The organism is Paenibacillus sp. RC334 (assembly GCF_030034735.1).
GTDB classification, from domain to species: Bacteria; Bacillota; Bacilli; order Paenibacillales; family Paenibacillaceae; genus Paenibacillus; species Paenibacillus terrae_A.
The window spans coordinates 2,203,556-2,230,147 of the sequence record NZ_CP125370.1 but is presented as its reverse complement, the minus strand read 5'-3'; the positions used below and the strand labels follow the sequence as shown (position 1 = coordinate 2,230,147).

The window sequence follows — 26,592 nt, the reverse complement described above, 5'->3', positions numbered from 1 at the left end:
CATCTTACTCCCTGCTTCAGGAACGTTATTCCGCATTTGCAGCAATAATCTCCGCGATTTGCACCGCGTTCCATGCTGCTCCCTTGAGCAGGTTGTCGGATACGACCCACAGATTCAATCCACGGCTGTTGCCCAAATCACGACGTACACGTCCAACGAATACGTCAGGTTTCCCTGCGGCTTCGGATGCCAGCGGATAGAGCTGCGCAGCAGGATTGTCTACCAGGGTTACTCCCGGTGCCGAAGCAAGCAGATTGCGGATTTCTTCCAAATCATAATCTTTTTTAAGCTCTACATAGACGGATTCCGAGTGTCCGTATACGACAGGAATACGTACACACGTTGCTGTTACGTCCACGGATTCATCATCCAATATTTTTTTCGTTTCAAGTACCATTTTCATTTCTTCCAGTGTATAGCCGTTGTCCTGGAATTTGTCGATTTGCGGGATAGCATTGAAAGCAATTTGATGCTTCACCGGCAATGAACCGACTGGCAGCAGATCAGGCTGAACTTCTTCACCGTTAAGGATCGCTGCACTTTGACGATTCAGTTCATCAATGGCACGGCTTCCAGCCCCGGACACCGCTTGATATGTGGATACGATGATACGGGAAATGCCATACTGATCATATAATGGTTTCAAAGCAGCTACCATCTGGATGGTGGAGCAGTTCGGGTTGGCAATGATCCCTTGATGCTTGGCAATTTTGTCGCTGTTCACCTCAGGAACGACAAGAGGAGCTGTAGGATCCATCCGGAAGGCGTTTGTGTTGTCAATGCATACTGCGCCATGACGAACAGCATGTGGTGCCAGTTCCTTACTTACGTCTCCGCCTGCGCTGAACAAGGCAATGTCGATTCCTTCAAAGCTGTCGGGGGTTGCAATCTCTACTGGAATTTGCTGACCTTTAAAGCTAATTAAAGTGCCGGCAGAACGAGGCGAAGAAAGAAATTTAATTTTATCCACAGGAAAATCCCGTTTTTCCAGCAGATTTACGATTTGTTCTCCTACGGCGCCTGTCGCTCCAACGACAGCTACATTAAACTTTCTATTGCTCATCTGGTGTATCTCCCCTTCTCGACTAAAAAACCATTTTTTTATTCTGAAAGCATCCACCGCCAACAAGAAATTAGACCCGATGCATCATCGAATCATCTTCTAGGCGAGGGATGCTCAGCAGTTAACTATAGTACTTCATGGAGTCTTGCGTTCCACAATCATCGGTTGAAGCTGTTTGCCCTGCATAGCAGCGTAAGCGGCTTCTGGAATCAGCTCCATGTCAGCCACAAGTGAATTGGGCTTTTTAACTGGATTGTCCTGTCCGAACGGCACAAAAAATATATTTTTGGCTACCAGTAACTTGGCGATATTCGCAGCATTCAAACCAAGCCCATCATTGGTTGATATGGCCAAAAGAAGTGGACGACCGTTGCGCAATTGGGCCTTGGCGGCCATCAGAACCGGACTGTCTGTCATGGCATTCGCCAGCTTACTCATCGAATTCCCCGTCAAGGGTGCAATCACCAGTACATCGAGTATTTGGGAGGGACCCAGTGGCTCAGCCTCCACAATTGTAGAAATGATATCATTCCCTGTTATATCTTTCAACTGTTTTTGCCAACTTTGCGAAGTACCGAAGCGGGTATCCGTTGTTAATACCGTATTGGATATAATGGGAACAACCTTCGCGCCCTCGTCAACAAAACGCTGTATAACAGGCATAACCTCTTCAAATGTGCAGTGTGAACCTGTAATTGCATAACCTACCGTTTTCCCTTGCCAACTCATTACGCATCACCCCGATCAGGATTATCTTCCATTAACAACTGCACCAGCGTATTCGCTATAATGGCACCAGCAGTTTTGGGAGCGACAATACCGGGAAGACCGGGGGCGAGCATGGCCGTAATTCCACGCTTTTCCGCAAAACGAAAATCACACCCGCCCGGGGCGGAAGCAAGGTCAATAATCACGGTAGCCTGTGGCAATTTAGACAGGATTTGCGCTGTGATAATCATAGAGGGTATCGTATTAAAAATCAAGTCAACTCCCTGAGTCTCATCCGCCAAATCCCTTGTCATAAAAGGCTTCCAGCCCATTTCTACCGCTCTCGCCGCATCTTCTGCCCTACGTACCCCGACCTTCACTCTGGCTCCCAATCCTTGTAGCGCCCTGGCCATGGTAAATCCAGTCCGTCCCATGCCCAGAACCATACAATTTGCACCATGAATCGTAAAATCCGTATGCTGAATCGCCATCATCAGTGCGCCTTCCGCCGTAGGTATCGAGTTATATATGGCCACATCGTCTCTTTCCAGCAACTCCACCAGCTTTAAATCATGTCTGGAACAAATTTCTTTTAAGTACGTCCGCGCCATCCCCGTATATACGACGCAGTGGGGCGGAAGAGCAGCGGCGTGCTCATTCAGAAACTGCAGCTTTTGCGATCCAAAAAGTGCGTTCACATTGCCTCCCTCATCACACCCCACAACTGGCAGCACAAGCGCATCTGCCGATTCAAGCAGCTTGACAGACAACGAATCCCGCGATGCTCCTCTGAGCGGCTCTTCAAGCTGGTCAAAGCCGACCACGCTGACGGTAGCATCCATGTCTACACATTTTCGGATTACCTCAAGCTGCCTCGCATCGCCACCCAATACAACGATGCGTATTCCTGTTAGCATCCGGATCACTCCTTTCCGAGACACGATATGTTTTTAGTCTATGCAGCCACCCATAGATAGGTGAAGAAACACAAAAAAACCGCCCCTTTTCGGGACGGCTTTTTATGTGTATCCATATTCATATGCTATTCATGCTCTAGCTTAAAATCGACAATTCAGTTACATTCTCCAAAATGCCGATTAAAGCCGTGACATTCAGTCGTTTGAAGGAAACTGTGGACTCAGCGTCCTGTATGACCGAAGCCTCCAGCACCACGCACAGTTTCAGACAAACGGTCTACCTGCTTCAACTCTACCTCAGGCACAGTCTGAAATACCATTTGTGCAATTCGCTCATTACGTGTAATGGTGAATGGTTCCTCGCCCAAATTGATAAGCAATACCTTAATCTCCCCACGATAATCCGCATCAATTGTGCCCGGTGTGTTGAGACAGGTAATACCATGCTTGAGAGCCAGTCCGCTGCGCGGACGGATTTGTGCCTCCAGCCCTGCCGGCATCGCTATAGCCAATCCGGTTGGAACAAGACAACGCTTGCCGGGTTCCAAAACTAAGTCTTCCTGTACCGCAGCATACAGGTCAAACCCGGATGCAAGCTCTGACATTTTACGGGGCAGCTCAATATCCTCATTGCCCCCAAGTCTGTTAATTTCCACGTAAGTTAACAAAATAGTCCCTCCTCATATCCTTAACCGCTGAATCGCTCGCTCCGACCATCGACAGGGCAAACGGCTCCGAGAACATCCGGTCCAGTACCTTGTTCACATCATCAGCTGTCACTTGCTCAATGTGCTCAATCATTTGATCCAGCGTGTAATGCTGACCTAGCATCAACTCATTTTTTCCAAGACGATTCATCCGACTTCCTGTGCCCTCAAGGCTTAATATCAAGCTTCCTTTTAACTGCTCCTTGCCTTTACGAAGCTCGTTATCATCCAGTCCCTTAACAGCCACATCCTGCAACAGTTCAAGCGCCAGATTCAGCACATCCTTCGTCTGCTTGGGAGCCGTACCGGCATAAATGGTGAACATACCACTGTCCGCATGGGAGCTATGGTAGGAATAGACCGAATAAGCCAGCCCACGCTTCTCCCGAATTTCCTGAAACAGACGTGAGCTCATACCGCCGCCGATCGCGTTGTTCAGCAATACCATAGCATACTGGAGATCGTCACCCGTTGCAAATCCAGGCAGAGACAAGCAAATATGATTCTGTTCCGTTGCCTTTTCATGATACAACAGCTCACCGTTAAACGCAGGAACCGTCAGGGGCGAAGCAGTTCCATGGTTATCAAAGTGCCCAAAGTGACGCTCCAGTAGCTCTACCAGACTATCATCAATATTACCAGCCACACTGATGACCGTATTGTCGATTGTATAGTGTTCTTTCATATAATTGCTGAGATGGGAGCTGTCCATAGCTAATAAATGCTTTTCGGTACCGAGAATGGGATAAGCCAGCGGATGGTCGCCATAAGCGGCCCGTGATAAGAGATCATGCACCATATCGTCTGGTGTGTCCTCGTACATGGAGATTTCCTCCAGGATCACGTTTTTCTCTTTTTCCAGCTCTTCATGATCTAATTTAGAATTAAAAAACATATCGGACAGTACATCAACCGCAATCGGCAGATGCTCATCCAGCACTTTTGCATAATAGCACGTATATTCCTTCGAAGTGAATGCATTAACATTCCCTCCGATGGCGTCAAATTGCTCGGCAATTTCCTTCGCGTCGAAGCGCTCTGTTCCTTTGAAAAGCATGTGTTCAATAAAATGAGAAATACCGCTATTGTCCGGGGTTTCATTTCGGGAGCCGGTTTTAACCCAGATGCCGAAAGAAACGGAACGCACGGTTGGAATTTTTTCAATGACCACTCTTAGGCCGTTTTTGAGTTGAATTCTTTCCACGATTGGCCCTCCTAAACTGAATTGCAAACTTTGCCATAATGTTCAATCCTAACAGAAAAAAGACGTTCACTCAACCGGAGCAGGTAGCTGCCGATCAGGGGAAAGCGTCTGACTGACGGTTCCGGGCACCAGTCCCTTGCTGCGAATGGCATGAATCATGCCTTTGAGAGCCGCCGATGAAGAATCTGTCGGATGCATCAAAATCAGTGATCCCGATTCGACCTTGCTGCTGATTTTAGCAATTACCGTTTCCGGCGAAGGATGTCTCCAGTCCACTGTATCCAGTGTCCACAGCACTGTTTTAAGCCCAAGACCTGCTGCTAAATCAACTGTTTCCTGATTAAAATCGCCCGATGGTGGGGCAAACCAGCCGTTTTTCACACCTAAAATGTCCTGAAGAAGCACTTGTGTCTTCTCTATTTCCTGTGTAGCTCTTTCCCTGCTCAGACGGCTCATATTCGGATGGGAGTAAGCATGGTTCGAAAGCTCATGTCCTCTTTTTTGAATCTCTTTGGCGAGTTCAGGATTTTTTTTCAGCCAGCTACCATCGAAAAAAAACGTAGCCTTGACCTTTTCCTGATCCAGCGTATCCAGTATAGGCGCGATATACTCGTTTCCCCAAGCTACATTGATCATGAAAGAAACCATCGGCTTTTCGGGATTTCCCCGGTAAATCGGGACATTGCCGAGCTGGTTCAAATGTATCTTGGGCGCAAGCTGTCGATACACATATTGTATGGGTTGGTCCGGAGCCGCAATTGCCTTACGATAAGTCGCGTCCAGGTCAACCTCCAAGCCGTTATAGCCGGGAATAGCCTTCCATACCCGGTCGATCTTGGCATCAATCGGCTCTCGTCTTTGTCGGGCAGCCTCTGATCGCAGTCGCTGCATGAGTGCATTATCTGGTAAAGCGGCTATCGCCATCGTTGTTGCAGCCTCGGGCTCACTCGTTTCCGTGCTGTGTCCGGCGCGTAGTTGACTCACATACTCTCGCACCCCGCTAAACTGCCCAATCACCAGCGTAATGACCAGACTGGCTACAACCCACGCTGCTCTCTTTGCCTTTCTCATGATCCCTTCATCCTCCCGCCCGTTTGTCCACATTGTATGCGGGGAGGACAAGAACTATGACGCAGCAAGCCTCTGGAAGCCCACTTCGACACAGCTTGTGCATATGTATGAAAAAAGAGCCAGAAACGTAGCTCTGCCTCTTTCCAAAAGCTTAAAAGATGCTATTCCAATCCCGAGTCTTCTGTAAAAAACGAACAGCACTCCTTTTATAGTGATCCGCTGTACGCAGGTACTAGGACTTTGCAGGAGCTTCAGCCGTCAGAACAGCTTTGCGGGATAAATTGACACGACCTTGTTGATCAATTTCGGTAACTTTCACCGTAATCGTATCTCCAATAGCAACTACATCCTCAACTTTGGCTACACGTTCAGTAGACAGTTGGGAAATATGAACCAGACCGTCCTTGCCCGGTAAAATTTCGACGAATGCACCGAATTTTTCAATCCGCTTCACTGTGCCGATGTAAATCTCTCCAATCACGACTTCTTTCACGATACCTTCAATAATGGAACGCGCCTTCTCATTCATCTCTTGGTTTGTGGAAGCGATGAATACACGACCATCTTGTTCGATATCAATTTTTACGCCGGTTTCTTCGATGATTTTGTTAATGATTTTACCACCCGCACCAATAACATCACGGATTTTATCCGGGTTAATGTGCATCGTCATAATTTTCGGCGCATACGGAGACAATTGCTCACGCGGCGTCTGGATGGCTTCCATCATTTTGCTAAGAATGAACAAGCGTCCTTCTCTGGCTTGTTTGAGCGCATCCTGCAAAATGTTACGATCGATACCGTTAATCTTGATATCCATTTGAATAGCAGTTACGCCTTCTGCTGTACCAGCCACTTTAAAGTCCATGTCGCCCAAGTGATCTTCCATGCCCTGGATATCGGTCAACACGGAAACATGCTCCCCGTCCTTGATCAATCCCATCGCTACACCTGCAACCGGAGCCTTGATCGGTACACCCGCATCCATCATAGCCAGTGTGCTTGCGCAGATACTAGCCTGGGAAGTCGAGCCATTCGATTCCAGCACCTCGGAAACGAGACGAATCGTATATGGAAATTCAGTTTCAGAAGGAATGACTTTGGAAAGCGCACGCTCACCAAGAGCACCATGTCCAATTTCACGACGACCCGGTGCACGCAAAGGACGAGCCTCGCCTACACTGAATGGAGGGAAATTGTAATGATGCATGAAACGCTTCGTTTCTTCCAGATCAATGCCGTCCAAAATTTGCACATCACCCAATGCGCCAAGTGTACAAACGCTAAGCGCTTGCGTTTGACCGCGTGTGAACAAGCCCGAGCCATGCGTACGCGGCAAAATGCTCGTATCGCTTTCGATCGGACGAATCTCGTCAAGCTTACGACCGTCAGGACGCACTTTATCATGCGTAATCAGACGACGGACTTCTTCTTTAACGATATCATAGAGAACTTCGCTCACGTCTTTCAAAAGCTCAGGCGTCTCTATGTACTGTGCTTCAAAATGTGCAACCGTCTCTTCGTTGACTGCATCAATCGCCTCTTGACGGGCATGTTTTTCTATAATTTTGACGGCTTCCACCAAACGTTCAGCCGCATATGCACGAACTTCGCTGTTCACTTTTTCATCGACAGCATGCAGTTTAACCTGCATTTTCTCTTTACCTGCCACTTGAACCAGTTGCTCAATGACTGCCACAATGTTCTTGATCTCGTCATGGCCAAACATGATTGCTTCCAGCATGACTTCTTCCGGAATTTCGTTGCCTTCCGCTTCTACCATCATGATGGCATCTTTCGTCCCGGCTACAACCAGATACAAATCGCTTGCATTCTGTTGCGCAATGTCCGGGTTAATCACGAATTGTCCGTCCACACGGCCTACAGCAACTCCGCCAATCGGTCCGTTAAAAGGTACGTCCGAAATGCTAAGCGCTGCCGAGGTTCCGATCATCGCTGCAATTTCCGGCTCACAATCCTGATCGACACTCATCACCAGGTTTAATACCTGTACATCATTCCGGAAGCCTTCCGGGAACAATGGGCGAATCGGACGATCTGTCAGACGGCTGGACAAAATCGCTTTTTGACTTGGGCGTCCTTCCCGTTTAATAAATCCGCCTGGGATTTTCCCCACAGCATACAATCTTTCTTCATAGTTCACCGTCAGCGGAAAAAAGTCCAAATCTTTCGGCGCATTGGAAGCGGTCACGGTACAGAGAACAACCGTTTCGCCATAGCTTACTTTAACTGCGGCATTGGCCTGTTTCGCAAGACGTCCTGTTTCCAGCACCAGCTTTCTTCCGCCGAGCTGAATTTCCACACGTTGCTCCATGGTATCCCTCCATTTCATTCCATTGTAAAAGTTCTATACATATCCAGTATTTCCTAGACGGGCCTGATTCATAAGAAGCCCTATGCACAATAAGCACCAGAACCTTACTAGACTCGCACTTCTAAAGGATCTGTACGTCAAAAAAATTCCTTACTTCAAAAAAGAACCCGGCTGCTGTCCGCCGTCGCCTTAGCAGGGACAAGCGGTGAACAACCAGGCTTCTTTTCTCATTACATGTCTGAAAATTAACGACGCAGTCCGAGACGCTCGATCAACGCACTGTAACGTCTAACATCAGTCTTCTTCAGGTAAGCCAAAAGTTTACGACGCTGACCGACCATTTTCAACAACCCGCGGCGGGAGTGATGGTCTTTCTTATGCGAACGAAAGTGGCTTTGCAAGTTAACGATATTTTCAGTAAGGATAGCGATTTGTACCTCTGCAGATCCTGTATCGGATTCATGAGTTTTGTACTCCTCGATCAATTGCTGTTTACGCTCTTGAGTCAATGCCATCCTGTTCACCTCCTTCATTATAATCGCCATTAGCCTCGTAGCCGCTGGTGAAAGCGGACAACCAAGCCAAGGTTCATCGTTGTTTACACAACATAAGTCAGTATAACACAGCGCCTGTCTTATGTAAATAAATTAGCCTAACAGCTTTTTAGCCGTTTGTGCGTCGTTGCCAATCTGGGTAATCAGCTCGTCCACCGAAGAGAATTTGCGTTCAGGACGGATGTAATGATGAAGCTCAACCAGCACAGGCTCACCATAAATCTGCTGATCAAAATCAAACAGATGAACCTCAAACGACGGATTCAGCACACCTTCATGAAAAGTAGGCTTAACCCCTACATTCATTACCCCGCTTTTCCAACGCTCACCCACCAGTGCCCGTACGGCATATACGCCCTTGACTGGAATTACGTAAGTATCATCCAGCTTGAGATTGGCTGTTGGGAAGCCGATGGTGCGTCCACGCTTCTCTCCATCCATTACGGTGCCCCGAATGTGGTAAGAGCGCCCCAGCCAGCGAGAGGCATGCGTTAAATCCCCTGTCTGCAAGGCACGGCGGATGCTGGAGCTGCTCACTTTTTCCCCATCCAGCTCGAATGGCGATACGGTGTGGACGGACATACGTTCTCCTCCCAGTTCCCGAAGTGTATGCTCATGTCCGGCTCCCCGGTAGCCAAACCGGAAATCAAAGCCCACTACTGCCGTTTGAATCTGCAATGGAAGCAAGATGTCCGTGATGAACGCCTCAGGGCTGACTTTGGAAAAGTCCTCGTCAAATCTCAAAATATAAAGCACGTCCACACCCATATCGGCCAAAATATCCTGCTTGTCCACAAGCGGGGTCAAATAGCCTTCATAGTCGCCTTTTTTCATGACTTCCTTCGGGTGAGGATGAAATGTCATAACAGATACCGGCACTTTCTGTTCCCGAGCCAGCTCGACAGCCTTGCGTATGACACTTGTGTGTCCGAGATGAAGACCGTCGAACTGACCGATCGCCGTGACCTGTGAACGTCCCCATTGGTGCAAAAGCTCATCGCTCAATGGATAAGATAATGATACAGTAATCATATTATTTCACCTGCATTTCACATCATTTGACTAACTTCGTCAAAATTATAGCACAATTCAAGGTAAAAAAACTTTAATTGGCGCGATAGCCCCTGATTCATCACGTCCATATACGCCCAAAAACGTTCGATCCTCTTTATACAACCGGAAGGGCTGGCTGTCCGTCACAGGCGGAGAAATCATGCTCAGCGACAAGCGCTGACCTTGAAGAGCGGCAGCGGCCTTCACTTCGGCCACCGTATGATCAGGCATATAGTCAATGGCCTCATCAGTGGCAATAAGCCGCTCACCCAGGCTGCCATCCGCTACGTAGCGTTCAATTTCTTCGAATGTTAAACAACGATTCGCAGAAATCCCCGCAGACATGGTTCGTTCCAGCTTGACCATCGTCGAAGGATATCCCAATTCGCGGCCGATATCGACGCAGAGCGTACGGATATAAGTTCCTTTGGAGCATAATGCACGAAAAGAAATATCCACATATGATCCCGACTCCGCGAATCCCGTCATTTCCAGCTCGTAAATAGTCACTTCACGGCTTTTACGCTCCACGGTCTTGCCTTCTCGGGCCAGCTCGTATAGACGTTTGCCATCCACTTTGAGGGCCGAGTACATTGGTGGCACTTGGGAAATCGTACCGACAAAACGCTCCAGAACCGCTTTGGCTTCCTCTTCCGTCACCTCTACTGGATGGTCACACTTCTCGGTAATCGTACCCGTAAGGTCCTCTGTATCAGTGGCAAGTCCCAAGCGTAATGTTGCATGGTATTCCTTAGGTAACTCCTGCATGTATTCAACTACCCGGGTAGCACGTCCCAGACACAACGGCAGCACGCCTGTCACCTGAGGATCAAGTGTTCCGGTATGTCCGATTCGCTTCATTCCCAGCAAACGGCGAGTCTTGGCCACCACATCATGAGAGGTGAATCCAGCGGGTTTGTAGACGGGTAGTACGCCTTCCCAAGTTGCTTGTTCCTGCTTCATCGGTTTCATAGCTCGGCCTTCACCCGCCCTACAACGACCTCAATAATGTCCTCCAGCTTACCCTCCAGACGACAACCTGCAGCACGTACGTGTCCCCCGCCCCCAAACGATTGGGCAAGCGCAGCTACGTTAACGTTACCTGCCGATCTCAGACTGGCTTTGACCGCTTGATCACTAATCACTTTAAAGAAAATGCCTACTTCAACGCCACGAATATTCCTCGGATAATTGACGATGCCTTCCAAATCCTCATTAACAGCTCCGCATTCCTTCATATCGTCAGGGGTTACAACCACCCAGGCGATTTTACCATCCTCCGAAATCTCGAGCGTTTGCAATGCTTTGGTCAGGACCTTCATTTGCGGGAATGTCATTTCTTCCAGCAGGCTCTCGGATAGATAGGGACCGTCTACACCATAGGCAAGCAGCTGTGACACTGTAGACATGACTTTAGGCGAAGTGTTCGAATACCTGAAGCCTCCTGTGTCCGTCAGCAGTCCGGTATATACAGCCGTCGCCACTTCAACGTCCCAGTTGATCGCAAACTTTTCCAGTAGATCAAAAAGAATTTCTGCCGTTGCCGCAGCATCCGACTTAATCACATTAACTGTTCCATACGCATCATTCGTCGGATGATGATCAATATTCAAAATGATGGCATCTTCCGCAAAAAACTGCTCTGTTAGACCAACACGACGAAAATCTGCACAATCTACACAAATAATCCGGTTGTATTTCCGTTCCGGCGGTTGCTGGCTCATATCCATAATCTCATCAGCATGCCATAAAAAATCCATGCGCTTGGGGATAGCCCCCTCATTCAGCATGGTAAATTTCTTCCCCAGACATGAGAGAAGCCAGCCCACCGTTACGGTGGAGCTGACTGCGTCTCCGTCCGGCTGTACATGCGATACGATCAGGTAATCATCATGCTCCAGAATAAATTCCTTCGCTTGTTGAAGCGCCTGTTCATAGGTATGCATTGCCGTCTCCTTTACATTCAGTTCATGGTTCCTTCGGATAAACTAGCTCTTGCTATTTCTCATCCTTGTCGATATCACTTAGCAGCTTTTCAATCCGGCTGCCATAAGCGATAGATTCGTCAATTTTGAAAATCAGCTCGGGAATATGGCGAAGCCGTATCCGTTTGCCAAGTTCAGAACGAAGATAACCGTTCGCTTTGTCCAATGCTTTCAGGGAAGAAGTTTTTTGCTCTTCATCCCCAAGCACGCTCAAGTATATTTTCGCTTGGGACAAATCGTTTGTCAGATCAACACCCGTTACCGTAATAAAACCGATACGGGGATCTTTTAATTCGGTCTGTATGAGTTGGCTTAGCTCTTTCTTAATCTGCTCGCCAACCCGACCTGTACGTATTTTAGCCATGGATGCTCACCTCTCTGCCGTTAGCGCTCCACTGTTTCCATGACGAACGCTTCAATAATGTCGAGTTCCTTAACATCATTATAGCCATCAAGGGTAATACCGCATTCGTAACCTTGGGCAACTTCTTTTGCGTCGTCCTTAAAGCGTTTCAGTGAGTCGATTTTACCTTCAAAAATAACAATGCCATCACGTATCAGGCGCGCTTCTGCTGAACGGGCAATTTTACCGGACGTCACCATACAACCGGCAATCGTACCGACCTTAGTGACCTTAAACACGTTACGAACTTCAGCATGCCCAATCACATTTTCTTTATATTCAGGATCCAGCATGCCTTTCATGGCTTGCTCGATTTCTTCAATGACATTGTAAATGACGCGGTGCAGACGAATGTCCACTTTTTCAGCTTCAGCTGTAGATTTCGCCTGATTATCAGGACGAACGTTAAAACCAATCACAATGGCATTGGAAGCCGCAGCCAAAATAATATCGGATTCGGTAATTGCACCTGCACCGCTGTGAAGAATTTTAACGCGTACACCTTCAACTTCAATCTTGTTCAAGGAACCTTTCAGCGCTTCGACGGAACCTTGCACATCACCCTTGATAATGACGTTCAGATCTTTCATCTCGCCATCCTTGATGTGCTGGAACAGGTCATCCAGCGTTACGCGGGTGTTGCTGCCCAGATCGGACTGACGTTGCGTAATCGAACGTCTGTCAGCGATAGCACGAGCTTTGCGCTCATCCTCGAACACCATGAACGGATCGCCAGCAAGTGGCACTTCTGTCAAACCAGTGATTTCAACTGGTGTGGAAGGACCAGCTTCCTTCAGACGGCGGCCTTTGTCATTGACCATGGCACGTACACGTCCGAAACAGTTACCTGCTACGAAAGCATCGCCAACTTTCAGTGTACCATTCTGAACGAGGATACGGGCTACGGAACCGCGGCCTTTGTCCAGCTCAGCTTCGATGATCGTACCACGTGCCCGTTTGTCCGGGTTCGCTTTGTACTCATTTACTTCAGCTACGAGCAGAATCATTTCGAGCAGATCTTCAAGACCCATTCTCTGTTTCGCGGAAACGTTGACAAAGATCGTATCGCCGCCCCACTCTTCAGGAACCAATTCATACTCAGTCAATTCTTGCTTTACTTTATCCGGATTCGCATCCGGCTTGTCGATCTTATTCACAGCCACGATGATCGGCAGACCAGCTGCCTTCGCATGGTTGATGGCTTCAACTGTCTGTGGCATAACACCGTCATCAGCTGCAACAACAATGATCGTCATATCCGTAACTTGAGCACCACGAGCACGCATTGCCGTAAACGCTTCGTGACCCGGTGTATCCAGGAAAGTTATTTTTTTGCTGTTGATTTCAACTTGATACGCACCGATATGCTGTGTAATACCACCAGCTTCGCCACCCGTTACATTAGTGGAGCGAATAGCATCCAGCAAAGTTGTTTTACCATGATCGACGTGACCCATAATCGTAACAACGGGAGGACGTGCTTTCAGAAGCTCTGGATCATCGTTTTCTTCCACTGTTTCAAAGCGATCCTCTTCGACCGGAATTTTCACTTCTACTTCTACACCGAAATCTCCGGCAAGCAGAAGGATAGTATCCATATCCAGTTCCTGGTTAATGGTCGCCATCGTTCCGAGCGTGATCAGCTTTTTGATAACTTCCGATGCATCCTTGTGGAGAAGCTTCGCTGTTTCGCCTACTGTCATCTCACCACGCACAATGATTTTCTTAGGCGTGTTGTCGATTTTCTCGCGGCGCTCCTGTTGTTGACCTCTGCCACGATTGTTGAATTTTCCACCACGATTGTTACCACCGCGGCTATTACCACCACGACCACCGTTACCACCGCGTCCTCCGCCTTGACGGTTATCGTCGAAACGGCCTTGACCGGAACGATTACCGCCGTTATTGGAGTTGCTGCCTGTACGGTTGCCACCACCGCTACGGTTCGCATTGCTACTTCCCGTGGACGATGCCGTTCTTACTGCCGTACTACCTTGACTGCTCCCTTGTGGACGTGAGTTGGTGCTTTGGCTACCTTGAGGACGTGAACCCGTGTTAGTGCTCGGGCGCTGTTGTCCTCCCTGTTGCTGGCCGCCACTACGGTTCTGGCTGCCTTGCTGTCCACTTGGTCTGCTTGTACTCTGTTGACTGCGGTTTTGACCGCCCTGCTGACTGCCTTGCGCTTTTGGAGCGCTGCTTCGGTTACTGTTTTGGTTGTTGTTTGTCCTATTCATACTTACCTGCTTTTCCTGTTGATTTTTGGTTTGCTCAGTTGAATGATTACTATTCTGGCTTGAACCGGCCTGGTTCGAGCTTACTTGCGCCGTGCCTGCTCCGCCTTGCTTGGCCGCAGCATTGGATTTAATATCCTTAAAAAAATTTTCCACTTTACCCACGGCATCGTGTTCCATGACGCTCATATGGTTGTTCACGGGAATATCCAGCCGTTTAAGAATGGTGATAATTTCTTTGCTGCTCATGTTCAACGATTTGGCGTATTCGTATACCCGCACTTTGTCTTTGCTTTCTTGTTTACTCAATATACTCCACCTCCGACATTATCCCCGCATGTTTCTTGATCAATTTCGCGAATCCTTGATCCGTCACAGCCAGCACAACCCGTTCAGGCTTGCCGATGCTGCTTCCCAAGCTTTCCCGGTCAAATCCTATCAATAAGGGGATTTTGTACGTCCCGCATTTGTCGCGGAATTTCTTTTGAGTATTCATTGAAGCATCTTTCGCAAGAATGACCAGCTTGGCTTCTGAAGACCTGATCGCTTTAAAAACGATCTCATCACCTGTTAGCAGCTTGCCAGCTCTCATGGCAAGGCCCAATCCAGACAGCGCCTTATTCATCATGCACGCTGCCTTGTGCCGCCAGGAATTCTTCCTCGACGGCAGCAAAATCACGACTTAGCTGCTCATAAATATCAGGATGAACCGAGTGCTTCAATGCCCGATCCAGTGCCTTGCTTTTTTGAGCAAGCTTGAAGCAGGCGGCTTTGCCGCACAAGTAAGCGCCGCGTCCCGACTTTTTGCCTGTCAAGTCAATCAGCACTTCGTCTTCAGGGGTTTTGACGACACGGATCAACTGCTTCTTAGGCATCATTTCATGACAGGCCACACACTTGCGCAAAGGTACCTTTCTCTGTTTCATGCATTAACCCCCCTACACTCCCGTTTAATCTACAGAAACGGAATCCTGATGCATTTCATCGGTGGATGTTCTCGGTCTGCCGAGTTCTTCCTCCGCCTGCGTTTCGCTCTTGATATCAATTTTCCAGCCAGTGAGCTTGGCAGCAAGGCGGGCATTTTGCCCTTTGATACCAATGGCCAGAGAAAGCTGGTAATCAGGCACGATGACACGCGCCATTTTTTCTTCTTCAAACACCTGCACCTCAAGCACCTTGGACGGGCTCAGCGCATTAGCCACATATTCGTCAACATTATCGGAATAACGCACAATGTCGATTTTTTCACCACGCAACTCATTCACAATCGTCTGCACCCGCGTTCCTCTCGGTCCTACACAAGAACCGACCGGATCTACCTCGGCATTGCGGGAATGAACTGCGATTTTAGAACGGAAGCCTGCTTCACGCGCTACAGAACGAATCTCAACGACACCGTCAAAAATTTCCGGCACCTCGAGTTCGAACAAACGCTTAAGCAGACCTGGATGTGAGCGGGACAACATGATTTGAGGCCCTTTGGTCGTATTCTCTACCTTGGTAATATAAGCCTTAATCCGGTCCAGATGACTGAATTTCTCATTAGGCATCAACTCGCCCAACGGGAGAACCGCCTCCACCTTACCCAGGTCAATATAAATATTACGCGGGTCCTGACGTTGTACGGTCCCTGTTACAATATCCTCTTCCTTGTCCACAAACTTGTTGTAGATCAATCCCCGCTCCGCTTCACGGATACGTTGGGTTACGACCTGCTTCGCTGTTTGTGCGGCAATCCGTCCAAAATCACGAGGAGTAACTTCAATCTCAGCAATATCCTCCAGCTGAAAATGCGGGTTAATCTCACGGGCTGCTGGCAACGAAATCTCGGTGCGAGGATCCAATACCTCCTCAACGATCAGCTTGCGGGCATATACCTTAATGACACCCGAGTTGCGGTTCATATCGACACGCACGTTTTGTGCGGTGTTGAAATTCCGTTTGTAGCTGGAAATCAAGGCTGCTTCAATGGCCTCAAACAGCACATCCTTGCTGATCCCCTTTTCCCGTTCCAACTCGTTCATTGCTTCAATAAAATCCATACTCATGGATTACTGCTCCCCCTTTCAAATGATGCACCTGCGTCCTGGTCGGCACACGAGGCAAAAAAACATGAAGTACATGTCAAACAGCAACGGTCAAATCCGAATTAAAATATGATCGCGAGCCTAGCTCCAGCCACCTTGTCATAAGGTATGGCATGCTTCTTTTGTCCGCTCTGAACAGTAAGTTCCCCATCTTCAAAAGAAAGCAAACGACCTTCAAATTCCTTCAGGCCGTTGATCGGCTCGTATGTAGTAACGAATACATTTTTGCCTACCGCTTTGGTTACGTCTTCCGCTTTTTTCAGCGGTCTTTCAGCGCCTGGTGAAGACACTTCCAGAAAATACGCTGTAGAAACAGGGTCATTTTCGTCCAGCTTTTGACCCAGGTATTCACTGATCATACTACAGTCGTCCAGATCAATTCCCCCGTCTTTGTCTACAAAAACGCGAAGAAACCAATTGCTGCCCTCTTTGACATACTCGACATCGACCAGTTCAAAACCATGCTCATCGAGGTAAGGTTGGGCCATTTCTTCTACTACTGACTTGATCTTTGGTGTGCTCAAAGATTATAACCTCCAAAAGTAAACTTTCCTGTGGTGAAAAAGAGACGCCCCATTGCCATGGACAATGCTTCTCCATCACCGGCATTTTCCATTTTCATTTGATGTAATGTTCATTTTGGGCTCACTGCAAATAAACCGGCGTACCGGTTCCTGCCCAAAAATCGTCTTTTCACGTTGTAACTGTATATCAAACAGTAAAGAGTGGGTTTCCCCACTCTTTAAGCAACGGTTTTATCTCCATGATTACCAAAAAAATTATAACATAACCGTAGTTATGTGACAAGTGCCAGAGCTTGACTACTGGGATTCCAATTAAAACAGAGACAGCTGATTACTCTCCGGCAGTCCACGGAAACAGCCCATCTGGGACAGCATTTCGACAATCGTTTTACTAGCCTTCGATTTTTGCTGAAAATCCTCGACAGACAAAAATTCACCCTGTTCACGGGAGACTGCGATGTTACGTGCCGCGTTTTCCCCAATCCCCTGAAGCGCTCCGAACGGCGGAATGAGTGAATCTCCGTCTACCTTGAAGCGAGTGCCCTCGGAACGGTACAAATCAATCGTCTTGAAACTGAAGCCGCGAGCCGTCATTTCCAGCGCCATTTCCAGGATCGGAAGCATTCCTTTTTCCTTTGGTGGAGCCTGAAAACCGAGCTGCTCGATTTCGACAATTTTTCGCGCGATGGCATCATACCCCTGACAACACAGTTCAATATCAAAATCGGCTGCGCGTACCGAGAAATAGGTCGCATAATATTCAATCGGATGATACAGCTTGAAATAGGCGGTCCGCACTGCTGAAATAACATAGGCTGCGGCATGGGCCTTTGGAAACATGTACTGGATCTTGAGGCAGGAATCAATGTACCATTGTGGCACCTTGCATTTTTTCATTTCCTCGATCCATTCCGCACTAAGCCCCTTACCTTTACGCACGCTCTCCGTAATTTTAAAGGCCAGACCTGCATCCATCCCCGCCTTATAAATCAGGAATAGCATGATATCATCCCGGCAACCGATTACGGTCTTGATGTTGCAGGTATTGTTTTTGATCAAATCCTGCGCGTTCCCCAACCATACGCCCGTACCATGGGACAGACCCGATATTTGTAGCAAATCGGCAAAAGAACTCGGCTGTGATTCCACTAGCATCTGACGTACAAACTTGGTTCCCATCTCGGGTACACCGTAGGTTGCGACAGGAGTACGGATCTGCTGCGGCGATACGCCAAGCGCCTCCGTGGAATTGAACATACTCATAACCTTCGGATCATTCATCGGAATCGTCGTTGGGTCGACTCCAGTCAAATCCTGAAGCATTCTCATCATGGTCGGATCATCATGGCCCAGAATATCGAGCTTGAGTAAGTTCGCATCAAAAGCATGATAATCAAAATGCGTCGTTTTCCATTCCGAGCTTGTATCATCAGCCGGGAATTGTACCGGCGTAATGTCCTCGACCTCAATATAATCCGGAACGACGACGATCCCGCCCGGATGCTGTCCGGTGCTGCGTTTAACGCCCGTACAGCCGGAAGCCAGCCTGTTTAATTCGGCCCCACGCCATTTTTTATGATGCGCCTCTTCATATTTCTTCGCAAAGCCGAAGGCCGTTTTTTCTGCAACCGTACCGATGGTTCCAGCACGGAATACGCTTTTCTCACCAAACAGTACTTTCGTATAGTTATGTGCGACTGGCTGATATTCCCCGGAGAAGTTCAAGTCAATATCGGGAACTTTATCTCCCTTAAACCCCAGGAACGTTTCAAACGGAATATCCTGTCCCTCACCCTTCAGCTTGCCACCGCATTTCGGACAGTTTTTGTCAGGCAAGTCAAATCCGCTCGGCACACTGCCATCCAAAATCCATTCGCTATGTCTACATTCAGGATTACCACAAATATAATGTGCAGGTAGTGGATTAACCTCGGAAATACCAAGGAAGGTAGCGACCACAGAAGATCCAACAGAACCCCGCGAACCTACCAGGTATCCATCCTGATTGGACTTTTTAACCAGTCGCTCGGAAATGAGATAGTTGGCAGAGAAACCGTATTTAATAATCGGCTCCAGTTCTTTTTCAAGACGGGCTACGACCACCTCGGGTAATTCCTCACCATAAATGGATTTAGCCGTTTCGTAGCAAGTATTGCGGATTTCCTCGTCTGCCCCATCCAGCAAAGGCGTGAACAGCTTGTCAGGGAACAGCTCCAGTTCCTCAAACCGCTCCGCCAACTCGCTGGTATTCTTCACAACGACTTCATAGGCTTTCGCCTCGCCCAGAAACTCGAATTCTGCCAGCATTTCGTCTGTAGTGCGCAAATGCGCATCCGGTTTTCGGATATCTTTTAACGGGCTAAAGCCAGTAATTCCATGTATCGTGATATCACGGTACAGCTTATCACGCGTTTCCAAATAGTGAACATTGCCTGTAGCAATAACGGGCTTATCGAGCCGCCGCCCAATTTCGCATACTTTACGAACTGCCGTTTTCAGAGCATCAGGGCCACTTACCAGTTGTTTTTCCACCAAATGCATGTACATGGTTAAAGGTTGGATCTCCAGCACATCATAAAACTGTGCAATTTCCTCGGCTTCCTCCTCCGATTTGTTCAGAACTGCCTCGAAAAACTCTCCCTTTTCGCAACCTGAAATAATAAGCAGCCCGTCTCTCATCTCTGACAATTTCGATTTAGGAATAGAAGGGACACGCTTAAAATATTCGGTATGTGACATTGAAACCAGCTTGTACAGATTTTTTTTGCCAATCGGATTAAGCGCATAAATGCAGCAGTGGTAAGGACGAACGGTCGATAAATCCTTACCAACATAGTCGTTCAAGCGGTCGAGCACTTTCATACCTTTAATTTGTTCCGCATCATTTAAAAGTCCATTCAACACTTCTGTTAGCGCAACTGTATCATCAATGGCCCGGTGATGGCTTTCGAGCGCAACCTTGTATTTGGTAGTCAATGTGTTCAGACGATGATTTTTCATCGTAGGAAACAGCAAGCGGGCCAATTCCAGTGTATCCAGTACCGGGTTCGTCATCTCAGGCAATCCCATATTCCTAAGCGTAGCCTGGATAAAACCGACATCAAATCGCGCATTATGGGCAACCAGTACAGCATCGCCAGCAAAAGCCACAAACTCCTTCATAACGGGCTCCACATCCGGTGCATCCTTGACCATTTCATCGTTAATGTTGGTCAGTTGCTGGATATTGTATGGTATACGCTCATGCGGATTTACAAAGGTAGCATAACGCTCTACCTCTTTACCCTCATGCATTTTGACAGCAGCAATCTCAATAATTCTGTTTTGTGTGACTGACAGACCAGTGGTTTCAATATCAAAAACGACATAAGTCGCTGTTTTCAAATTAAGTGGCTGTGCCTGCATCACAACCTCAACCGCATCGTTGACCACATTGGCCTCGATACCATAAATCATTTTAATTCCGTTTTTCTTGGCGGCCTTAGCGGCATCGGGATAACATTGCACTCCACCATGATCAGTGACCGCAATCGCCTTGTGCCCCCACTTGGCGGCTGTTTTAACATACTGGTCAATAGAGCTAACAGCATCCATCGCGCTCATCTTTGTGTGAAGGTGAAACTCAACCCGTTTTTCCTCTGCATTATCTTTACGGGAAGGAGGAGCCTGCACCTCTACCAGATCAGAAGGAATCATAACCAGCTCAGGAATTTGCATAAACCGATCATATTCGACGCGGCCACGGACCTTAACCCATTTTCCGTTAGCCAGCAAGCTGAGAATTTTTAGATCTTCTTTTGTTTTGGCAAACATTTTCATTTGCAGCGAATCACTAAAATCGGTCAAATAATAGGTGAACAATGTACTTCCATTGCGCAGCTCTTTACTATCGAGACCGAAAATCGTTCCCTGCAACGTGACTTTCTTCTCTTCATCCTGAATTTCTTGCATCGGAACAGGCGGCTCCTTGATGTCATAGCCAAATTGAAGTCGTACATCTCCTTCCTCTTCATCCAGAGGCGGCATTTCTGATTCCATGCTTTCCATCATCTGCTGAATAACTTCACGTTCTTCCTGCATCTTTTTCTCTTGGAACTGCTGCAAAGCCTCTTGGTTACTTTCTCCCACCTGGATTTTAATGCGCATCGAGAGACCAAAATATTTATCGTAGAATTTGATGATTGCTTGGTCAATCTGCTTTTTGCGTGCCAGCTCCAGTGACATGCTATCGCTCATCGTCAGCAATAACAGGCCGTCTTCCCACTCATGTACAGCCCGGTTCATCCAGCCGTTCACGGATGGGATTTCACGGTGCACCCATTCCAGAAAAAGCTTCCAGTATTCACTGATGATATCCGCAGACTGAACCTGCTCACTATACCGAAACCGAAAGGTAATTTTAGCGATGTGGTTCATTTTCTCCTGCACCTGAATACAGAAGGCCCGATATACCTGAGCGGGAACCAGTGTTTCCTTGGCGATGATAATATTCCAATCCTTATTGGTACGGCTTATTTCCACCTGCTCAATCCAACCGTCCAAGAAATAAGGTTCCACCACTCCCGCCGGCATCACTACCTGCTTCATCAGCAGTTCCAGCCGTTTTCTCTTTTCTTCAGCTCCGCCCATGGCTCTCCCCCCGTTTTCCATTGACTTAACTACTCTAATCGTACCCCGGATTCCAAATCTACAATTCTGAAAACATGAAAAGCTTCTGCGTCTAAAACATCTCCGACCGCAAAAGCTTTTCGTAGCCCCCTCAATCCTCCACCATAGCAACCTCTTACAATTATGCTCGTTAGTGGAGAGAATGAAGTGAGTATAGTAGTATAGCTTTACTTCTTTATTAGTACGCCCGTGCGAACACTACAGTATGCTTGGCTGGTTTGCCGCAGCACAGACATGTGGTCTTTTGCTCGGTAGTTTTGAAAGGTATATTACGGCTTGTAGCGCCTGTCGCTTCTTTGACTTTGTCTTCACATTCTACAGATCCGCACCAGCCTGCCAAAGTAAAGCCACGTTTTTCTTCCATGAGCGCCTTCATTTCATCCAGCGTATCTACGGAATAGAAGTTTTCATCCATAAAGCTCTTGGCACGATCAAACATTTCCTGCTGTACCTGTGCCAGCATCGCATGGACTTCCTCAACAAGGTTATCCTGCTGTACAATCTTTTTCTCGCCACTGATACGGGATACGAGCACGCAAACACCGTTTTCCATATCACGAGGTCCGATTTCAAGACGCACCGGTACACCACGCATTTCGTACTCATTAAACTTCCAACCTGGACTCACATCGCTGCGGTCGTCCATTTTCACACGTACACCCGCTTGTTTCAGTGCAGCGAACAGTTCATCTGCACGGGCAATAACTGCGTCACGCTTCTTAGGCGGCCCGATAGGCACCATAATGACCTGCGTAGGTGCAACTTTAGGAGGCAAGGCCAAACCCCGGTCATCCCCATGGACCATAATCAGTGCACCAATCAGACGCGTACTTGTTCCCCATGAAGTGGTATGAGCGTATTCCAGGTTATTGTCTCGGCTCAAGTATTTAATATCAAAAGCAACGGCAAAATTGGTTCCCATATAGTGAGAAGTCCCCGCTTGCACCGCACGTCCATCCTTCATCATCGCTTCCAGTGAGAATGTATCCTTCGCACCTGCAAATTTTTCAGAAGGCGTTTTTTGTCCGGTAATAACTGGGATAGCCAGTACTTCCTCGATAACCTCGCGGTATACTTCCAGCATTTTCATCGTTTCTTCGCGTGCTTCTTCCTCATTTTCATGAGCAGTATGACCTTCCTGCCACAAAAACTCACTTGTACGCAAGAACGGTAGCGTGCGTTTTTCCCAACGAACCACGTTGGCCCATTGGTTGATAAGCACTGGCAGATCACGATAGGATTGAATCCATTTGGAGTACATATGACCGATCATTGTCTCTGAAGTAGGACGGATCGCAAGGCGCTCCTCCAGCTTTTCCCCGCCAGCCTCGGTTACCCAAGGAAGCTCAGGGTTAAACCCTTCGACATGCTCTTTTTCCTTTTGGAAAAAGCTCTCGGGAATGAACATCGGAAAATAGGCATTGCGATGACCTGTTTCTTTGAAACGCACATCCATGGCTTCCTTGATATGCTCCCAAATTTCAAAACCGTCGGGACGGAACACAATACACCCGCGAACCGGGGAGTAATCCATCAGCTCTGCCTTTTTAATAACATCAATGTACCATCGGGAAAAATCTTCGCTCTGTGGCGTAATTTCCTCGACAAACTGTTTATCGTTCGACATAGAAACGCATGTCCTCCCATACAGACCCTTTTATATAAGTCCGTCTCTAATTAACCGTTAATTAATCGTAAAATATCATTGTACGTGACCGCAATCATGAGCAGGAATAACATAGCAAAACCAACGAAATGGACCATACCTTCCCTGCTCGGATCAACCGGACGTCCTCTTACCGCCTCTACGCCGAGGAAAACAAGTCTGCTTCCATCCAGCGCCGGAATTGGCAATAGATTAAATATCCCCAAATAAAGACTCATTATAGCAGTCCAATACGTAAGCTGCTCAATGCCCTGTTTGGCAATTTGTCCTGTCACTTCAAAGGTACGTACCGGACCTCCCAGATCATTAATGGAGAAGCGTTGGATAAGCTGACTAAACCCCTGGAAAATAATATCGGTCGTTCGTACCATGGATTGTCCAGCAAATTTAAATGTTTCCCCGACTCCGGCTTGCCGTGTCGGAAGTTCAGGCACGATGCCCACTTTACCACCCTTTTGTCCTTCCATTGCACGAGGTGTAATCGTCAGATCAAAAGTTTTGTTATCACGACGAACAACCCATTTCATCGGCTTGTCTTGGGAATCGGCAATCAGTTTGATCATATTTTCAACGTTCGCACCAATCGCAACCCCGTTCACGGATTCAATGATATCGCCCTTATGCAAATCAGCTTCAGCAGCTGGCATACCCGCTGTAATGTCATTAATCTGGACATAAGTCGGGTTGTCCACTTGTACGCCGACCATCTGGATATGCAGACCAAACAGAACAAAGGCAAGGATAAAATTCATCAGCGGTCCAGCAAAAATAGCCATCGCACGCTGTCCTACTGTTTTGCTGCCATACTGTCGATCCTTAGGCGCAATCTGGATGGATTGCCCTTTGGTTACCATCATCGCTTGCGGGTGTACAGTATATTGCTGATCCTCGCCATCCACATCCAATTTTACAGTTAGTGCCTGCTCCAGATCAATGTGCTGCACTTCGCCGCGCACCACATTTTTGCGGTTATCCAATTGGTCCAAATAAATGGTTTTGACGATACCGTCCGTTACGCGTACAGCAATTGTTTGTCCGGCTTCAATTTCATTGATTTCCGGATCTTCTCCTGCCATGCGGGCAAAACCACCGAACGGCAGCAAACGTAGTGTAAATCGCGTCTCGTTTCTTTTATAAGAAAACAGTTTCGGACCGAAACCGATCGCAAACTCCCGTACCAGAATCCCGGCGCGTTTGGCAAAATAATAATGCCCCCATTCATGCACCGTCACTATGACGAAAAACATGAGCACCGTCATCAAAACTATTCGAATCGTTTCCAATCGTTTCCGTTCCCCTTTCAATGAGATCGAGTTTGTCTTCCTAGATTATCATTATTCTCCGATCCCACACAAGAGAATCACAATTCGCTTCTCGAACCCAAATTCAGCTTATATCCCGGCAGCTACGCTGCGAACCTCACGGTCACAGGCTTCAATCGCAGCCAGATCAGGGTTAGTGACATTGACATGCCGTTCCAGTACTCGCTCAATAACGGCTTCGATATGCAGAAAAGGAATTTCTCCACGCAGAAAACGGGCAACAGCAATCTCATTAGCCGCATTAAATGCAGTTGGTGCTGTACCACCCATTTTACCACATTCAAAGGCAAGCCTTAAACAAGGAAAACGATTAAAGTCCATTTTCTTAAAATGGAGCTTACCCACCTCAGCCAGTGACAGCGGCTTGGCCGGAGACTTCATCCGTTTAGGATAGGTTAAAGCGTATTGAATAGGCACTCTCATATCAGGGTTGCCCAGTTGGGCGACAATACTGGTATCCACAAATTCTACATAGGAATGAATGATGCTTTCAGGATGCAATAGTACGTGAATCTGCTCATAATCAAGTCCGAACAACCAGTGCGCCTCAATGACCTCTAGCCCTTTGTTTACCATCGTTGCCGAATCAATCGTAATTTTGGCACCCATCGACCAATTGGGGTGCTTCAATGCATCTTCTACCGTAACCTCCAGAAGCTGTTCCCTTGTCAAATCACGAAAAGAACCACCCGATGCCGTGAGAGTAATATGTGCCACATCTTTCATACCCTCACCATTCAAGCATTGGAAAATAGCCGAATGCTCACTGTCAATCGGCAGCAACGGCACTCCTTTCGCCCGTGCCCGTTCTGTGACCAGATGACCGGCGGTAACCAGTGTTTCCTTATTGGCCAAACCGATCTGTTTTCCAGCCTCAATCGCGGCCAGCGTGGAGTGCAATCCGACACTGCCCATTACAGCTGTCACAACCATATCTGCATCTGTATTCGCAGCCAGCTCGACGAGTCCTTCATCCCCCCAATGCAGTTCCATTCCGGAAGGCAACAAAGGACGGATTTCCTCCGCCAGTTGCTTGGTGCCGACGGATACCTTCTTGGGTTGGTATAGATGCGCCTGCTCGGCAAGCAACTTTATATTTGAGCCACCTGCTAAAGCCTCTACGGCAAACTGATCCGGGTGCATAGATACGACATCCAGCGTCTGTGTTCCAATAGACCCGGTTGAACCGAGTACCGTAATTCTTTTCATGAAGCACCTTCCTATCTTGAAAATAACCGTTACTCTGCGGCTAACTTTGACCTGAGCATAAACTGTAAGCACCAGGTAAGGGTCATGGAAGCAGCAGCATCATATGTACAATTGGAAAAACGACAATCCAGCTGTCGCAGCGGTCTAATATACCACCGTGCCCTGGCAGCAGATTACCGGAATCTTTAATGTCGTACACCCGCTTGTACGCAGATTGCACTAAATCGCCGAGTTGACCCACAACTGCACAAGATAAACCGATAGCGAAAGCTTTATCCCACGGCAGCAGCCCTTCTGACAATCCGGCAAACACCAGTGCTGTAGCTAACGCTAAAACAATCCCGCCAATAGACCCTTCGACTGTTTTGTTTGGACTGATCGCAGGCCATAGCTTTCTCTTCCCCGCCATTTTGCCTACAAAATAAGCCCCTGCATCACTTGCCCAAATGCAAGCCAGCAACAAAAAGGTCCATAAAAGCCCATGTTCCATATGGCGTGATTCCGCCATATAGGAAAATCCAAAGCCTATATAAACGGTACCGAGAAATAGTATGGACACCGTTTGAATTGTGATTTTATTTTTCGTTCCCACCGTAATGATCATAAAAATAATCATCAGCAGCCAAAGCAGACTTATAGACGGTAATGGTGAGTGCAGACCCAAGGGCTGATAAGGAAATACAAAAGCTAATATTCCTGCATAGCCAACTAACGCTGTACCGCCGAAAGGAGATACCCTGGTCATTCGCGCGAATTCATAGAATCCAATTAAGGCCATAGCCAAAATGAGCAAATGGTAGGCTAAGCCGCCCCACAGGACCATCGCCAAAAAAAATACGCCTGCTACAATACCGGTAATCAATCTCTGTCTCAACGGCTTTCATC

At 47.8% G+C, this 26,592-nt stretch carries 22 protein-coding genes; all 22 read right to left on the bottom strand.

Translation table 11 applies throughout. The features are described 5' to 3' along the window. Positions 1-25: 25 nt before the first annotated feature. On the bottom strand, positions 26-1,063 hold the full coding sequence (locus QMK20_RS10550; protein WP_283655661.1) for an aspartate-semialdehyde dehydrogenase: 1,038 nt from the start codon (positions 1,061-1,063) through the stop codon (positions 26-28). Positions 1,064-1,198: 135 nt separating this feature from the next. Next, entirely contained in the window at positions 1,199-1,792 is a 594-nt protein-coding gene (locus QMK20_RS10545; RefSeq protein WP_044644831.1) for a dipicolinate synthase subunit B, read from the bottom strand. Next, the gene (dpsA, locus tag QMK20_RS10540) at positions 1,792-2,688 is read right to left on the bottom strand and encodes a dipicolinate synthase subunit DpsA (RefSeq protein WP_283655660.1); all 897 of its coding nucleotides are present in this window, start codon (positions 2,686-2,688) and stop codon (positions 1,792-1,794) included. Before dpsA ends, QMK20_RS10545 begins: the two co-directional genes overlap by 1 nt. A 221-nt stretch (positions 2,689-2,909) precedes the next feature. Next, positions 2,910-3,356, bottom strand: a complete 447-nt coding sequence (gene dut, locus QMK20_RS10535) for a dUTP diphosphatase (RefSeq protein WP_014281130.1) — start codon at positions 3,354-3,356, stop codon at positions 2,910-2,912. Further along, the gene (locus QMK20_RS10530; protein WP_283655659.1) at positions 3,334-4,599 is read right to left on the bottom strand and encodes a M16 family metallopeptidase; all 1,266 of its coding nucleotides are present in this window, start codon (positions 4,597-4,599) and stop codon (positions 3,334-3,336) included. Before QMK20_RS10530 ends, dut begins: the two co-directional genes overlap by 23 nt. Before the next feature lie 66 nt (positions 4,600-4,665). Next, complete coding sequence (locus tag QMK20_RS10525; protein WP_283655658.1) at positions 4,666-5,670, bottom strand: polysaccharide deacetylase family protein; 1,005 nt, start codon at positions 5,668-5,670, stop codon at positions 4,666-4,668. Positions 5,671-5,902: 232 nt separating this feature from the next. Then, the gene (gene pnp, locus QMK20_RS10520; protein ID WP_283655657.1) at positions 5,903-8,005 is read right to left on the bottom strand and encodes a polyribonucleotide nucleotidyltransferase; all 2,103 of its coding nucleotides are present in this window, start codon (positions 8,003-8,005) and stop codon (positions 5,903-5,905) included. A 245-nt stretch (positions 8,006-8,250) separates the two neighbouring features. Further along, positions 8,251-8,520, bottom strand: coding sequence for a 30S ribosomal protein S15 (gene rpsO / locus QMK20_RS10515; RefSeq protein ID WP_014281126.1), 270 nt, complete (start codon positions 8,518-8,520; stop codon positions 8,251-8,253). A 132-nt stretch (positions 8,521-8,652) separates the two neighbouring features. Next, the gene (locus tag QMK20_RS10510) at positions 8,653-9,591 is read right to left on the bottom strand and encodes a bifunctional riboflavin kinase/FAD synthetase (protein ID WP_283655656.1); all 939 of its coding nucleotides are present in this window, start codon (positions 9,589-9,591) and stop codon (positions 8,653-8,655) included. Between the two features lie 57 nt (positions 9,592-9,648). Then, a complete protein-coding gene (gene truB / locus QMK20_RS10505; RefSeq protein WP_283655655.1) occupies positions 9,649-10,584 on the bottom strand; it encodes a tRNA pseudouridine(55) synthase TruB in 936 nt (311 codons plus the stop codon). Then, the gene (locus QMK20_RS10500; protein ID WP_283655654.1) at positions 10,581-11,558 is read right to left on the bottom strand and encodes a DHH family phosphoesterase; all 978 of its coding nucleotides are present in this window, start codon (positions 11,556-11,558) and stop codon (positions 10,581-10,583) included. Before QMK20_RS10500 ends, truB begins: the two co-directional genes overlap by 4 nt. A gap of 52 nt (positions 11,559-11,610) precedes the next feature. Beyond that, positions 11,611-11,961, bottom strand: a complete 351-nt coding sequence (rbfA, locus tag QMK20_RS10495) for a 30S ribosome-binding factor RbfA (protein ID WP_014281122.1) — start codon at positions 11,959-11,961, stop codon at positions 11,611-11,613. Positions 11,962-11,981: 20 nt separating this feature from the next. Next, the gene (gene infB, locus QMK20_RS10490) at positions 11,982-14,540 is read right to left on the bottom strand and encodes a translation initiation factor IF-2 (RefSeq protein WP_283655653.1); all 2,559 of its coding nucleotides are present in this window, start codon (positions 14,538-14,540) and stop codon (positions 11,982-11,984) included. Then, a complete protein-coding gene (locus tag QMK20_RS10485) occupies positions 14,533-14,856 on the bottom strand; it encodes a L7Ae/L30e/S12e/Gadd45 family ribosomal protein (RefSeq protein ID WP_025720915.1) in 324 nt (107 codons plus the stop codon). The genes infB and QMK20_RS10485 overlap by 8 nt, the downstream gene beginning before the upstream one ends. Continuing rightward, complete coding sequence (gene rnpM, locus QMK20_RS10480) at positions 14,849-15,157, bottom strand: RNase P modulator RnpM (protein WP_283655652.1); 309 nt, start codon at positions 15,155-15,157, stop codon at positions 14,849-14,851. The genes QMK20_RS10485 and rnpM overlap by 8 nt, the downstream gene beginning before the upstream one ends. Positions 15,158-15,181: 24 nt before the next feature. Further along, complete coding sequence (gene nusA / locus QMK20_RS10475) at positions 15,182-16,279, bottom strand: transcription termination factor NusA (protein ID WP_013309927.1); 1,098 nt, start codon at positions 16,277-16,279, stop codon at positions 15,182-15,184. 101 nt (positions 16,280-16,380) lie between these two features. Further along, positions 16,381-16,842 (bottom strand): ribosome maturation factor RimP, encoded by a 462-nt coding sequence (rimP, locus tag QMK20_RS10470; protein ID WP_014281118.1) that lies wholly within the window; start codon positions 16,840-16,842, stop codon positions 16,381-16,383. 312 nt (positions 16,843-17,154) lie between these two features. Then, positions 17,155-21,471 carry a PolC-type DNA polymerase III gene (locus tag QMK20_RS10465; protein ID WP_283655651.1) on the bottom strand — a complete coding sequence of 1,439 codons (4,317 nt, stop codon included), beginning with the start codon at positions 21,469-21,471 and terminating at the stop codon, positions 17,155-17,157. A gap of 217 nt (positions 21,472-21,688) precedes the next feature. Continuing rightward, the gene (gene proS / locus QMK20_RS10460; RefSeq protein WP_283655650.1) at positions 21,689-23,137 is read right to left on the bottom strand and encodes a proline--tRNA ligase; all 1,449 of its coding nucleotides are present in this window, start codon (positions 23,135-23,137) and stop codon (positions 21,689-21,691) included. 50 nt (positions 23,138-23,187) lie between these two features. Then, a complete protein-coding gene (gene rseP, locus QMK20_RS10455; protein ID WP_044644842.1) occupies positions 23,188-24,459 on the bottom strand; it encodes an RIP metalloprotease RseP in 1,272 nt (423 codons plus the stop codon). A gap of 108 nt (positions 24,460-24,567) precedes the next feature. Continuing rightward, positions 24,568-25,707, bottom strand: a complete 1,140-nt coding sequence (locus tag QMK20_RS10450; RefSeq protein WP_283655649.1) for a 1-deoxy-D-xylulose-5-phosphate reductoisomerase — start codon at positions 25,705-25,707, stop codon at positions 24,568-24,570. A gap of 82 nt (positions 25,708-25,789) precedes the next feature. Further along, complete coding sequence (locus QMK20_RS10445; RefSeq protein ID WP_283655648.1) at positions 25,790-26,581, bottom strand: phosphatidate cytidylyltransferase; 792 nt, start codon at positions 26,579-26,581, stop codon at positions 25,790-25,792. Between the last annotated feature and the right edge of the window lie 11 nt (positions 26,582-26,592).